Here is a 14,036-nt window from a genome sequence, read left to right on the forward strand (position 1 = left end):
TCACCGGCTTCCGCCGGCGCTCATGGGTAGAGTTTCATGCCCTGCGGCGCCGGTGTGAAGCCCGCCGCATGCATCCATGTCCGCATCGGCGTCCTTGCGGTGAGCGGCGTGCCGTTGATATCGGCGAAGAACAGTGTGGACGAGTATCTGCGTCGCAGGGCGTGCGCCAGTTCCGCCAGTGCGCGTCTCAGCATCCGTTCATGCTCGTCGTCGATCGGCGCCAGCGCAGTGAGATGGTGGCTGCGCGGCGCGGCGTACAGTGCCGCCGATCCGTCGACGATGACGGTCATGGTCCCTTCACGCCGTGTGGGTTTTGATGCCGGCCGTGACTCCACGTCGCCGCAATCATGCCGCACGAGCGGCCACGGCAGGGCGGCGCCGTAGAGGTTCGCGGGGTCGAGCGTGTCCACGGCCGCCACGCTCTGCGGCTTCTCCTTGGCGCGTCGGCGCAGGGCGTCCACGGTTCGGCGCCTTGCGAACTGCGATGCGCCGAGGCCTTCGACGAACATGCCGCGCACGAGGTCGCCGCGTTCCTCCATGGCCTTCAATACCGGATACAGCGCGGCGAATCCGCCGTCGACGCCGGCCATCTGGGCCAATGGCGGCGCGATGACGCCGTAGCGGTCGAGCAGCATGTCCACGATTGCGACGGCGCGTCGCGTTTCGTCCGATTCGCGGTTCTTTTCGTTTTCCGTCCCGTCGCCGGCTGCAATGGCGGCCACGCTTGACCACAGTCCGCCGAACTCGGTGTATGCCGGAGCGTCGGGCATCCGCCGAAGTCCCATGCCTCCGGCCGTCCTCCGGCGACGGTTCGGCGAGCGCCTCATGGCGGACGCATGCCGTGTCGCGGTCGGCGACTGTCCGATTTGCGCCCGTATGGGGGCGAATGTGCTGCCGGTGATGAGTCCGTTCCATATCAGTCGTCGCATATGGTTCTCGAACGATGGCGGCTCTTCGCCGCCCGCGAGTTGGCGTGCGTGGAATGCGCCGCCGTCGTGCAGGCGTTCGAGTATGGAGTCGGCTTCCGTGCGATCCGATGGCGTGGGCATGATGGCGGAGGCAGCGATGTACCAGGCTATGGAGCCGGCCGTCCGTGTGTCGTTCCCGGTCGGCGAACCCACCCATGCTGCTTCCGCGGATGCGAGCAGCTCGTCGAGCATCGGCGGCCGGTAGTCGCGTACGCGTGCGGGGAAGACGGCCGTTTCCCACATCGCCGCCGGCAACGCCGTCCCCTCCAGTTGCTCGATGACGCGCAGCACGCCGTCCGGGCCTTCGTAATGCTCCCCTCCCACGCATCCCACGCCTTGTCTGGCGAGCACCATGCTCTGGTATGCCTCCGCGGCCACGGGGCGGACCGCCGCCCGCGCCTTGGCCAGGGAACGGGAGCGGAGGGTGCGGAACACGTCCGGGTGCAGGTACTGGTGCTCCCCCGCATCGCTTGCATCCGTTCCGTCCTCGGTGAGGAACATGCCGGCGAGCAGTCGGCCTTCCTCGGCCAGGTAGCGTAGTTCGGCCCGCGTCTGTCCGAGGTGGAGCCCGAAGCGTTCGGCGATGTCCCGCGCCGTGAATGGACCGTGGGTGCGTGCGTATCGGAGGATCAGGTCGTCCGGGTCCTCATCCAGTCGCCGGCGGTCATCGGGCGTGGCCCAGTACCGGTGCGGGCCGATGGGCATGGGTTCCGCGCGCCGGGCCGCGCGCAGTGTCTCGAGCATGTCGTTCGCCTGCGCGACCTGGTCCATGCCGGCGGTGTTTCCTCCGGCCTCGGTGTCGATGCGTTGCGCGATCTCCTCCGCGGTCAATGGCCCGAGCGTGCGAAGCAGGTCGGCCACTCCTTCCATGCCGTGTTTGCGCCGGCCGTCGGCCAGGCATTGCAGCCGCTGTTCGATGTCGGCGATCACGCCCGCGTCCAGCACCTGTGTCAGGTCCTCCTCGCCGCTGCCGAGCAGTTCGGCGAGCACGCCGACGTCCATGGACAGCATGGCGGCGCTGCGTTCGGCCTGCGGCACGTCGTACTGGTACATGTTCGCGCCGGTGTAGCCGAACAGCAGCGACTGGGCGAACGGCGACGGCGTGGCCGTGGTCACGTCCGTGATGTCGATGCGCCGTTCGTTCAGCGCATCCATCAGCGAGCGCAGGGCGGGCATGTCGTAGACGTCCTGGAGGCATTCTCGCGCGGCTTCCAGCATGAGGGGGAAGTTCTTCAGTCCGCTGGCGGCGGATTGCAGTTGGGCGGCGCGCAGACGCTGCTGCCAGAGGGGTACGCGTCGGCCGGGGTTCATGCGGGGCATGAACAGCGAGCGCGCCGCGCATTCGCGGAACCGTGCGGCGAACAGTGCGGTTCCGGAGATTTCCTTGCGTACGGTGTTCTCCAGCTCGTCGGGGTCGAAGACGAACAGGTCGGTGCCGGGCATGGTCTGTCCGGTGTCGGGCAGTCGCAGCACGATGCCGTCGTCGTCGGCCATGGTCTGGCCTTCGTATCCGTATCGGTCGCGTAGTCGTGCGTTGATGCCCATGGCCCAGGGTTCGTGCACGCGGCGGCCGTATGGCGAGTGGAGGAGGATTCGCCAGTCGCCGTCCTCGTCCTGGCAGCGTTCGATGACCAGTGTCCGGTCGTCGGGTATGGCGTCGGTGGCGGACTGCTGTTCGTGGAGCAGTCGTGCGAGGTTGTCCGTGGCGTTGTGGTCGAGGCCGTCGGCGTATAGGCGTTCGCGTGTCGGCTTGTCGAATCGTGTGCCGTCCAGTCCGTCGGACAGTTCCCGTGTCACGGCGCCGAGCCGTCGGCCGAATTCGGCGTCGCGTCCGTCGCCGTCGCCGTGCCAGAACGGCAGTCGTGCGGTGCGTCCGGGTGCGGGCAGCACGATGACGCGGTCTCGTGTGATCTGCCGTATCTGCCATGTGGAGGTGCCGAGGGTGATGACGTCGCCGACGCGGGATTCGTAGACCATCTCCTCGTCGAGTTCGCCGACGCGTTTGGGCCCGTTCTTGGCGAGTTCGTCGGGCAGGACGACGCTGTAGGTGCCGCGGTCGGGTATGGTGCCGCCGGAGGTCACGGCGAGCCGTTGCGCGCCGGGTCGTGCGGTTATGGCGCCGGTGTTGCGGTCCCAGAGGAGTATGGGGCGGAATGCGGCGAACGCTTCGGAGGAGTATGCGCCGGACATCATGGCCAGCACCGCGTCGAACATCGTCCGCGGCAGATTGGCGAAGGGGGCGCTGCGGCGAACGGTATGGTACCAGTCGTCGGCGTTGAGCGGGTCCATGGCGGCTGCGGCGACGGTCTGCTGGGCGAGGACGTCGAGTGGGTTGGCGGGCACGGCGAACGTTTCGATGTCGCCGGAGCGCATGGATTCCACGGCTGCCGTGGTGTCGAGGATCTGGCGGCGGGTCAGTGGATGGAACCTTGCGTGGGAGACGCCGCCGACGCGGTGGTCGGCGCGGCCGATGCGCTGCAGTCCGCTGGCGACGGAGAACGGCGGTGATATCTGGATGACGAGGTCCACGCTTCCCATGTCGATGCCGAGTTCGAGGCTGCTGGTGGCGACCACGCAGCGCAGGCGACCGGCCTTGAGGTCGGATTCGACCTGTTTGCGCCGGTCCTTGGAGACGGAGCCGTGGTGGGCCATGGCGATGGTGTCGTCGGGGTCGTGGTCGTTGACGAGCATGGTCGATGAGCCGACGACGGCCGCGTAATGCTGCGATGAGCCGTATGCCATCGGTTGCGGCCCGTGGCGTCGTTGCGCGTAGAGGTCGTTGAGCCGTGCGGTGAGTTTCTCGCACAGTCCGCGCGAGTTGACGAAGACGAGGGTGGTGTGGTGGTCGAGCACCGCGTCGAGCACGCTGCGTTCGACCATGGGCCATATGGATCCGGTTTTCCGTTCGTCGTCCTCGTCGGTGGCGGAGGAGGCGAGGTCGTGCATGTCCCCGACCGGTTCGATGACCTTGATTTCGTATTGCGGCGTCTGCGATGGGGCGATGATGGTGACCGGCCGGGCGCCGCCGAGGAAGCGGGCCGCCTCGTCGGCGGGCTGTACGGTGGCGGAGAGTCCTATGCGTTGTGCGGGCCGGCCTGTGAGTCGGTCGAGGCGTTCGAGGCTGACGGCGAGGTGCGCGCCGCGTTTGGTTCCGGCTATGGCGTGCACCTCGTCGACGATGACGGTGTCGACGGTGTTCAGGATGCGTCGCGCCTTGGAGGTGAGCATCAGGTACAGCGATTCGGGCGTGGTGACGAGGATGTCCGGAGGATGGGATGCGATGCGGCGGCGTTCCTGCGGGGTGGAGTCGCCGCTGCGCATGGCCACGCTGATGTTCGGCCGGTGTCCGGTGTCGTGTTCGATTTCGTCGGCGATGCCTTCCAACGGCCCGGTGAGGTTTCTGGCCACGTCCGCGCCCAACGCCTTCAGCGGCGAGATATACAGCACGCGGACTCCCGGGCGGCGGTCGCCGGGCATGGATTCGTTCCTCGCCGGAACGTCATCGGCCGTGCGTTCCCGTATCATCCGGTCGATGGCGTAGAGGAACGCCGAGAGCGTCTTGCCCGAGCCGGTGGGGGCGATGACGAGCGCGTTAGCACCGGAGTGGATGGCCGGCCATGCCTCGCGTTGCGCCTCGGTGGGTTCGCCGAACGTCGCCGTGAACCATCGTCCCGTCTGCCGGGCGAACGACGACATGACGTCTCCTGCGGACAGGGCTCCGCCCGATGACGTGGTTTCGTCCGCCGGCATCGTATCGCTCACTGGTGCCGCTGGTAGGCGATGACGATGAGGCATATCACGACGACGATGCCGGTCAGAAGCCGTATCCACGTCGAGTTCGGCAGCCAGTTCTGCCATTGCGCCACGACGAGGGCGATGATTACCAGCAGGCTGATGATGATGGGGCGTGTGTTCATACGATTCAACCTAGCCGCGCCCATCGTCCGACGTCAACATCGTCCGTCCGTCGTCGTTATCCGATGCCGTTCGGCCTCGTCCCATGTCGGTGACGTCGGCGATATACGTGGCGTCGTCGTTCGGCACGAGTATCGGCGCGGCGAGCAGACCGCATGGCGCCGGCCCGTCCCCCTGCTGCGACGTTCCGGCGTAGTACCGGTTCGCGGCGGACGGCAGGATGTCGAGGATGATTCGGTTCGCACCTGCCTCGAGGGTGTGGCCCAATGGTATCGGGCCGGCCGGCCAGGGCGCTTCGGCCACGCGTCGCCCGTTGATGCGCACGGCGACGGACCCCTTGACCTTTGGGAGGATGAGAGCCCAGTCGTGGACCGGTGATTCGTCGACGACGATGTCACGGATGTATCGTCCCGTACCGCAGAACGTGGGATATCCCTGTCGTTCCCAACCGATGGTCGGGTCGATCGGCATCGGCCGTGTCATCTCCGTGCCGTCGTATGGCGTGAACCGCCAGCCGGACGACAACGTCATCGATGTGGGTGCGGCGGCACCGTCGGGGACGATCTGCAGCAGCATGACCTGATGGGGGCGCATCCGCAGTTCGATACGCGGGCCGACGCCGCGCCCACGGGTCTCCGCCGGCTCCCCCACCGTGCCGTCAAGCGGGTTCCATGCGATGAGCCGGGCATGGCCTGCACCGGTTTCGATGAACGTGGTCTTGTCCCGGTCGGAGTCGTTGAACAGCATGATGCGTTGGCAGCCGCGGCGGTCCCGTCCGCGCCGTATCCACAGCTGTCCGGATTCCGGGGTCATATCGGCTACCCGCGGACGGGGACGGACCGCCTCCATCACGTCGGCCGCCAGCCTGTGCCATTGCGGCAGTCCGCCATGGACGAGCCGGCTCTCGACCATCGGATTCCCCAATCGTCCGGGAACAAAGCCGCCGTGCCTCCCGGCCACCTCCTCGGGAAGTCCGCCGGTGGCGAGCAATGTGCCGCCGGCGTCGACGAACCGTTCGATGACGTCGACGGAGCGTTCATCGCCGAGCACCTGCACGCCCGGCAGCACAAGCACGGGGAAGGCACGGCCGTCCGGTAGCCGCAGACGGCCGGACCGGTCCACAGTGCCGCGTGCGAGGTCGCGTTCGTCGATGATGGCGTAGTCGATGCCGTCGCGGGCGAGGTTCTCGCACCACAGGGCCATATGGCGGCCGAACCCGTGCTTCGGCCCGTACGCCCAGTCGGTGGCCAGTGGGTAGAGCACGGCGACCTCGTTCAGCGGCTCGCATCCGTCGAGGAACACGGAGACCCTGGCGGATTCGTCGGCGAAACGCCGGTGGAAGCGGAACCACGGCTCGTAGTTGACGCCGGGGGCGAAGTCGAACCGGGGGTTGACGAACATCTCGGCCGAGTCGTCGCCCCGGACCCCGTCGCCGGCCGGCCCATGGCCGTCGGTGAGCCAGAAGGCGTGCATGAGCAGCTGTCTCATGCCGAGTACGTGGTGCCGCATGGTCTGCGAACGCAGCTGGTCGAGGGTGAGTTCCCACCATCCTGCGGCGAAGTGGGAGCCGGGGACGACGCGGCCGAAGTACTGTTCGACGATGCATCCGCCGCGGCCGTGGCTGCGTGCCACGGAGTCGCCGAATTTGGCGGAGAGCTGTGGGTGGTCGTTGCGGGCGTCCACGCCGGTGATGTCGCGCCATGCGTCGATGCCGAAGTAGTCGAGTCCGAAGTTGGTGCGTGGGTCATCGGCGATGATGGTGCTGGTCGGATCCCATGAGGAGACGTGGCTGAGCACCTCGTGTCCGCAGAGCTTGATCCCGTGGCCGTGGCACCATGCGCCGATGGTGCCGAAGAACGCGTCGATGCCCTGCCTGGCGTAGCGTTCGTAGAACCATACGCGGTCGTCCGTCGTGCCGTCGCCGAGGTCCGTGACCCATGACAGCAGTATGCGCGGCCACCGTTCCCCCGCCTCGCGGGCGAGTCGGTCATAGAACCGTTCGTCGTACATGAGCGTGGACGCGGTGGTGCCGTCGTTCTGCGTCCAGTCGAAGAAGCAGGCGTGCGGCTGGTCGAAGAACACGTAGGCGACGGTCGTGCCGAGGTGTTCGCCGAAGGCCCGGGCGTATGGTTCGTAGCCGACTTCGGTGAACCGGCGGGCGGCGGCCGGGTCGAGGTAGTTGATCATGCGGCTGGTGGCGCATCGCGCCGCCACGAGGAACGTGGCTTTCCGGCGTCCGTAGACGGTGCCGTCCGTGAGATCGGCCTCGGCGGCGCATCCGTCGGAGTCGGCGGACGTGAGCCGTGCCCGATCCGTCACATCGAGGATGGTCGGGGCCTTGGCCGCGCCGCTGTCGTCGACGTCGTAGGCGACGGCGGCGACGAGGCGCCATTGGTCCCATTGCGGCCGGCCTCCCTCGAACACCCAGTCGCGGCCCTGCTGCAGCAGGTAGTCGACGTCGACGGCGTGGATGCCGTCGATGGCGCCTTCGACGTGGCCGCGGTCGTCGACGTCGGCGGTCACATGGAACAGGTGTCGTTCGCGCAGGTCGTCGTGGCCGTCGGCGACGACGCGGCCACCGGCGTGGCCGGACAGCCAGTTGTATTCGTCGTATATGCCGATCATCATGCCGTGGCTGCGGGCGACGTCGGCGGCGTGGCGGCACATGCGCAGGTAGTCGTCGCCGAGATAGTCGGCGAGCGGCATGGACATGCGCGCCTGTATCTGGAAGGAGCGGTATCCGGCTTCGTCCATCTGCCGGATCTGGTGGTCGATCTCGTCTTCGGTGGGGATGCGGTGCCAGAACCAGTAGGTGGCCGGCGCGTTCCATGCGCCGGGGTGCATGAATTCGGCGCGTTCCCGACTGTCGTATGCGTTCATCGGATGCCGTCCTTCCAGGTGCGTCGGATGGTCAGTCGACCGTGGGATGAGCGTCGGCGGCGTCGATTCGGGACCGGTCGGGCCTGGGGTCAAGCTTGAACCCATAGGTGAGGATGGCATAGATGACGGTGCCCACGATCATGGCGACGACCACGCCGATATTGGTCGAGCCGATGACGCCGGCGCGCTGTTCGGGGGTGAGCAGGAAGCCGACGACCCTGGCGATGTTCGGGTCGGCGCTGGTGACCATGCCGAGACCCACCACCGTGGCGACGCCCATGGCCGTTAGTGCGGTCCATCGGCCGGACCTGCCGCCGAGCCCCCTGGGCTGCGCCATGCGCACATCCCATCCGTAGCGCTTCTGGCGGATGAAGTCGATGAGCTGGATGCCGCCCATCGTGCCCATGGGCACGGCGATGAGCGCGAGGAACGCCTGGAAGGTGGCGAGGAACGACGTGGAGATGAACAGCAGATAGAAGGCGCCGAAGGCGATGATGCAGCCGTTGATGATGGTGATGACCACACGGGAGCCGGGCAGCCCGACCGCCATGAGGGCCAGTCCGGATGAGTAGATGCCGGTCATGGCCGCGGAGACGAGGGAGATGACGATGACGATGCTGAACGGCACGAAGAACCAGGTGGGCAGGAGCACCGTAAGCGCGGCGATCGGGTCGGCGGCCGCGGCCTCGCCGAGCTTGTCGTTGGTGGCGGCGAGCAGGATGCCGAGGATCAGCAATACGGTGACGGGCAGGGAGATGCCGAGGGTGGTCCAGCCGATGACGCCGCGCGCCTTGGTGTCCTTAGGCAGGTAGCGGGCGAAGTCGCCACCGTAGTTGAGCATGCCGAGGCCGACCATGGTCATGGCCATGACGATGCCGCCGACGAACACCATGGGCCCTCCGTTGGGGTGTGCGGCCAGTTTGTCCCAGTGGATGTGCGGCAGGATCATGGCGATGAACACGATGGTGAACACGCCGGTGATCCATGAGATCCATTTCTCGGCCTTCATGATCAGGCCGTGGCCGGCGACGGCGAACGCCATGGTGACGGCGAGCACGACGATGAACCAGACGAGCACGAGCCATGTGGCGGGCGTGCCGTCGGCCTTGGCGAACGTGGCGGGGTTGAGCCGGGCGAAGATGTTGGCGCCGGTGGTGGAGGCCAGGGTGATGATGGTGACCTTCCAGCCGATGTTCGACAGGTAGGCGAAGAACGCGATGATGCGGTTGCCCTGGTATCCGAACGCGAAGCGCGTCTGGGTCAGGGTGGGCAGCCCGGTGCGGGGGCCGCCGACGGAGAGCACGCCGACGAGGAACGACGAGATGGCGTATCCCAGGGTTCCGGCGACGATGGCCTGCCATGGGCTCAGGCCAAGGCCGTATACGTAGATGCCGTAGCTGATGCCCATGATGGAGACGTTCCACGCGAACCATACGGAGAACAGGTCCCGCGACCTGCCGTGACGTTCGCTTTCGGGCACGGGGTTGACGCCGTTGGATTCGGGCCCGGTGGAGGGGGCGGCCTTCGCTGCCGCCGTATCGTTGTCGCTCATTGCCGCACTTCCTTGGTCGCGGAAAGGCCCGCGGCCATCGGGCGCGCGGGTCGGTCGAAACAGGTACAGGCTGAATGTAGCACGCGATCGAGAAGTTATGGTCATTACGACCATAAGAATCGGCGTGTCACCGGACCGCGGCGACGCTGCCACGGCTGATGAGCTTCGGGGGAATGACGACGCGTCGGCCGGCGGGAGCGTCGGAACGCTCGATCCGCCCCTTCATCATCGCCGCCGATTCGCCGGCGAGCCGGCCGATTCCCTGACCGACGGTGGTCAGGTCGAATTCGAATCCGAACCGTTCGGCGATGCCGTCGTATCCCATGACCGACATGTCGTCGGGAACCCGCAGGCCACGCTCCGACAGACGCCTCATAAGGCCGAGCGCCATGAGGTCGTTGCAGCAGAACACCGCCGTGGCGCCGGATTCGACGACGACGTCGGCCGCGGCATATCCGCCGGCATGACGGTAGTCGCCTTCGATCATCGCCGCCGGTCGCAGACCGGCCTCGCCCAGCGCCTCGACGAAGCCGTCACGGCGGTCGCCCGCGTTGCCGATGCGGACGTCCCCGGACACGCATGCGATGCGCCGGTGGCCATGCTCCATGAGGCATCGGGCCGCGAGACGACCGCCTTCATGGTTGTCGATGCCCACGGCGTCGCACCATGCGCCGGAGGGCATGCGGTCGACGAGCACCACGGGGCACCCGCAGCGCGTCACGTCAAGCCGGAACCCCTCCATGTCCGCACCCGACTCCCCTGCGGATATCAGGAACATGCCGTCCACGCCACGGGCCGCGAGCCGGGTGATGACGTCATGCTCCGTGTCGCGCGAGTCATCGGTGTTGGCGATGATGAGCGAGTACCCCATGCGCCGGCATTCGTCCTCGAGCCGTTTGGCGAGGGACGCGAAGAACAGGTTCTGGATGTCGGGAACGACGAACGCCAGCAGCATGGACCGTTGCGTCACCAGGGTGCGCGCCACCTGGTTCGGCACGTAGTCCAGCGTCTTCGCCGCTTCGAGAATCGCCCGCCGGGTTTCCTCGGAGACCCGCGAGGGGCGGTTGTTGAGCACTAGGGAGACGGCCGTCACGGAGACTCCCGCGGCGGCCGCGACATCCTTGATGGTCGTTCGTCTGGCCATATGGCTTCCGGTCTAGGAGAACAGCTCGCGCACCTGCCGCGTGGTGCCGTACGAGGCCTGGGCGCCCTGTCCGGTGGCGGCGTAGGCGGATACGTAGGACGCCGCCTGCGCGCTGGACACCAGATCGTGCCCGGATGCGAGGCCGGCGAGGATGGTGCCCATGAAGGAGTCGCCGCAGCCCGTGGTGTCCACGGCGTCGACCTTCACCGGCGCGATGCGGTGCGCCTGTCCGGAATCGATGACCACGCTGCCGTCGCCGCCGAGGGTGACGACGGCTTGGTCGAAGCCGAATCCGGACATCTGTGCGACGATGGCGTCCCAGTCCACACCGTCCCAATCGCCGTTCTCGGGTTCGTCGACGCCGAGCAGCTGGCTCATCTCGTGCTCGTTGACGAGCAGGATGTCGGCGTTGGCGATGAGGTCCTGCGGCAGTTCCGGAATGAACGGCGAATCGTTGACGAGCACCTTCACGCCGGCTTCGTGGGCGATGCGGGCCGCTTCGACCACGGTGGGCATGGGGCTTTCGAGGCACAGGCCGAGCACTGCGGCCCCGGTGATGACGTCGGTGTTGTCGCGCACGTATTCCGGACTGACCCTGCCATTCGATCCGGGCGAGTAGACGATGGTGTTCTCACCATGCGAGTCGACGGTGATGACGGTGGTGCCGCTTGCTCCGTCCACATGCTTCACGTCGTCGGTGCGCACTCCGGCCTCGGCGAGGCGGTCGAGCAGGAACCTGCCGTTGTCGTCGTCGCCCACAGCGCCGAGCATGTGGACGTTCGCCCCGATCTTGGCTGCGGTCGCCGCCTGGTTGCCGGACTTGCCGCCGGGCAGCACGCGCAGGGGGCCTCCGTTCACGGTCTCCCCCGGCCGGGGCAGCCGTTCGGTCGTCACCGTGTAGTCGGCGTTCATCGAGCCGACCACGACGAGGGACCTGTCCGTCTGCGCGAAGGAATCGAGGGTGTCGAGGGCCTCGACCCTGCCGATGTTCACCACGTTCATCACCATAACCGTCTCCTTACGGCCAGCCGCCCGGCGCGAAAACCACAACCGCATTGTCACACCGCTCTACGATGGGCGGGATTTCATTGTCATCACTTATGGTAAAACGCTAAACTAAATTACGCAAGCCATGTGCAGGCCAAGTATGGCCCCCTACGAAAACGGCCGCCCCCTCATCAGGGGACGGTCGTGGGGGATGCCGGGAGGGCGGGGTCACGCGTCGATGTTGGCGCGGTCGAAGTCATCGGCGTTGTCGACGATGAACTGTTTGCGCGGCGGGACCTCGCCGCCCATGAGCAGGCTGAAGATCTCCGACGCCTCGGCGGCGTCCTCCATGCGGATGCGGCGCAGCATGCGCGTGCGCGGATCCATGGTGGTGTCGGCCAGCTGGTCGGCGTCCATTTCGCCTAGACCCTTGTACCGCTGGATGTCGCCGTCGAAGCCGATGTGGTCGCGGTTGAGCTGCGCGGTGCGGCGGGCCAGCTCGTCGTCGGAGTACGTGTAGATGACCTCGCCCTTGCGCTTGCCGGTCAGCGCGATGCGGTGCAGGGGCGGCACGGCCGCGTAGACGTGGCCGTGCTCGATGAGCGGCCGCATGTACCGGTAGAACAGGGTGAGCAGCAGAATGCGGATGTGCGCGCCGTCGACATCGGCATCGGTCATCATGATGACCTTGTTGTACCGCGCCTGGGAGATGTCGAAGGTCGCCCCCGAGCCGGCGCCGATGACCTGGATGATCGAGGCGCATTCCTTGTTGGCGAGCATCTGCGAGACGGATGCCTTCTGCACGTTGAGGATCTTGCCTCGAATAGGCAGCAGCGCCTGGAACATGGAGTTGCGGGCCGCCTTGGCGGTGCCCAGCGCGGAGTCGCCCTCCACGATGAACAGTTCGGCGATGTCGTCGTTTCCGGGCTGGCAGTCCGAAAGCTTCGACGGCATGGAGGCGGATTCGAGCGCGTTCTTGCGGCGCGTGACCTCCTTGGTCTTGCGCGCCTGGATGCGGGCGTGCATCTCGCCGACGATCTTCTCGAGCACGCGGCCGGACTGCTCCTTGTATCCGCGCTTGGAGCCGGCGATCATCTCGCCGAACTGCTTGTCGGTGAGCCTGGTGACGATGGGCTTGACCTGCGCGGTGCCGAGCACGTCCTTGGTCTGGCCCTGGAACTGCGGTTCGGCGATGCGCACCGTGACCACGGCCACGAGCCCGGTCATCACGTCGTCGCGCTCGACCTTCGTGGCGGAGTCCTTGAGATTGACCTTGAGCCTGCGGGCGTTGGCCTCCACGTTCTTGCGCACCTGCCGGGTGAGCGCGTTGAGGAAGCCGTCGACGTGCGTGCCGCCGCCCGGGGTCTCCACCACGTTGACGAAGCTGCGGATGGTGGTCTCGTAGTCGTTGGTCCATCGCAGGGCGATGTCGACGCCGCAGGTGCGCTCCACCATCTGCGCGTGCAGGTCCCCACCGGGGCCGACGACCTGCGTCTCCTCCTGGTAGGTGCCCTCGCCGCTTACATGCCAGATGTCGCACACGGGCTCGCCCTTGGACAGGAAGTCGACGTAGTCGACGACGCCGCCGGTGTGGAGGAACTCCTCGACGCGGGCGTGGGAACGCCGCTCCATATGCCGGTCCACGGCCTCCTGGGACGACGCGGGCGCCGCTGCGGCATCAGCCCCCTCCGGCACGGCGGCGGCCTCGGCGGCCGGCCCGTCCACCTCGCGTACGTCGTCGATGGATTCGTCGCCGGTTTCGGGAATGCTCTCGTCGATCACCGTGATGGACAGGCCCGGCACGAGGAAGCTGGTCTGGCGCACTCGGTCGATGAGCTGCTCGTAGCTGAACCGCGCCGTGGAGTTGAAGATCTCGGGGTCGGCCCAATATCGGATGCGCGTGCCCGTGGTCTTCTTCGGCACCTCGCCCACCTCGCGCAGTTCGGTGGGCGAACGCTTGCGGGTCTTCTTGAACGGCGAGGCCGGTGAGGGATGCTCGGGGTCGGCGTCCGTGTACACGCCGGGATGCCCCTGACGGAACTCCATGCGGTAGGTCTTGCCGTTGCGGTCGACCTCCACGTCGAGACGAGAGCTCAGCGCATTGACCACCGACGAGCCGACGCCGTGCAGGCCACCGACGGCGTTGTACGACGCGTTGCCGAACTTGGCGCCGGCATGCAGCTTGGTGAGCACGACCTCCACGCCGGTCAGGCCGGTCTTCGGCTCCTTGTCGACGGGGATGCCGCGGCCGTTGTCGGCCACGGTTATGGACCCGTCGGTATGCAGCGTCACCACGATCTTCGTGCAGAATCCCGCCAGCGCCTCGTCGACGGAGTTGTCGATGATCTCCCACAGGCAGTGCATGAGACCCTGTGAGTCGGTGGTGCCGATGTACATGCCCGGACGCTTGCGCACCGCGTCCAGGCCCTCGAGCACCGCCAGGTCCTTCGCACCGTAGTCTTCCTTGGTTGCTGCCATTTCCCCACTCAATCGTTATCGGATTACGTATGTATTTGGAACCATATGCCATGCCGTATCACGCGAACGGCGGATGCCTATGGCATCCGCCGAACCGCAGTCTATATGGCAT

7 protein-coding genes are annotated in these 14,036 nt (G+C 66.8%); all 7 read right to left on the reverse strand.

Annotated elements, in window-relative coordinates:
• Window positions 1-20 precede the first annotated feature (20 nt).
• Window positions 21-4,718 (reverse strand): ATP-dependent helicase, encoded by a 4,698-nt coding sequence (locus GFD18_RS08345; RefSeq protein ID WP_191997367.1) that lies wholly within the window; start codon window positions 4,716-4,718, stop codon window positions 21-23.
• A gap of 8 nt (window positions 4,719-4,726) precedes the next feature.
• Window positions 4,727-4,885 carry a hypothetical protein gene (locus GFD18_RS08350; RefSeq protein WP_163199387.1) on the reverse strand — a complete coding sequence of 53 codons (159 nt, stop codon included), beginning with the start codon at window positions 4,883-4,885 and terminating at the stop codon, window positions 4,727-4,729.
• 10 nt (window positions 4,886-4,895) lie between these two features.
• Window positions 4,896-7,763, reverse strand: a complete 2,868-nt coding sequence (locus GFD18_RS08355) for a type 1 glutamine amidotransferase family protein (protein ID WP_163199385.1) — start codon at window positions 7,761-7,763, stop codon at window positions 4,896-4,898.
• A 31-nt stretch (window positions 7,764-7,794) separates the two neighbouring features.
• Window positions 7,795-9,315 (reverse strand): purine-cytosine permease family protein, encoded by a 1,521-nt coding sequence (locus GFD18_RS08360; RefSeq protein WP_163199383.1) that lies wholly within the window; start codon window positions 9,313-9,315, stop codon window positions 7,795-7,797.
• Window positions 9,316-9,442: 127 nt separating this feature from the next.
• Window positions 9,443-10,459 carry a LacI family DNA-binding transcriptional regulator gene (locus tag GFD18_RS08365; RefSeq protein ID WP_163199381.1) on the reverse strand — a complete coding sequence of 339 codons (1,017 nt, stop codon included), beginning with the start codon at window positions 10,457-10,459 and terminating at the stop codon, window positions 9,443-9,445.
• Window positions 10,460-10,471: 12 nt separating this feature from the next.
• Window positions 10,472-11,467 carry a ribokinase gene (locus GFD18_RS08370; protein ID WP_225433000.1) on the reverse strand — a complete coding sequence of 332 codons (996 nt, stop codon included), beginning with the start codon at window positions 11,465-11,467 and terminating at the stop codon, window positions 10,472-10,474.
• A gap of 207 nt (window positions 11,468-11,674) precedes the next feature.
• Window positions 11,675-13,924 carry a DNA gyrase/topoisomerase IV subunit B gene (locus GFD18_RS08375; protein ID WP_163199379.1) on the reverse strand — a complete coding sequence of 750 codons (2,250 nt, stop codon included), beginning with the start codon at window positions 13,922-13,924 and terminating at the stop codon, window positions 11,675-11,677.
• Window positions 13,925-14,036 lie beyond the last annotated feature (112 nt).

Origin of the sequence: Bifidobacterium saimiriisciurei (genome assembly GCF_010667655.1) — a bacterium.
GTDB classification, from domain to species: Bacteria; Actinomycetota; Actinomycetes; order Actinomycetales; family Bifidobacteriaceae; genus Galliscardovia; species Galliscardovia saimiriisciurei.

Excerpts from the sequence above, each read along its gene's own strand:
- GFD18_RS08355 (WP_163199385.1), bottom strand. The coding sequence starts at position 7,763 with ATGAACGCATACGACAGTCGGGAACGCGCCGAATTCATGCACCCCGGC.
- GFD18_RS08345 (WP_191997367.1), bottom strand. The coding sequence starts at position 4,718 with ATGCCGGCGGACGAAACCACGTCATCGGGCGGAGCCCTGTCCGCAGGA.
- GFD18_RS08370 (WP_225433000.1), bottom strand. The coding sequence starts at position 11,467 with ATGGTGATGAACGTGGTGAACATCGGCAGGGTCGAGGCCCTCGACACC.
- GFD18_RS08350 (WP_163199387.1), bottom strand. The coding sequence starts at position 4,885 with ATGAACACACGCCCCATCATCATCAGCCTGCTGGTAATCATCGCCCTC.
- GFD18_RS08375 (WP_163199379.1), bottom strand. The coding sequence starts at position 13,924 with ATGGCAGCAACCAAGGAAGACTACGGTGCGAAGGACCTGGCGGTGCTC.
- GFD18_RS08360 (WP_163199383.1), bottom strand. The coding sequence starts at position 9,315 with ATGAGCGACAACGATACGGCGGCAGCGAAGGCCGCCCCCTCCACCGGG.
- GFD18_RS08365 (WP_163199381.1), bottom strand. The coding sequence starts at position 10,459 with ATGGCCAGACGAACGACCATCAAGGATGTCGCGGCCGCCGCGGGAGTC.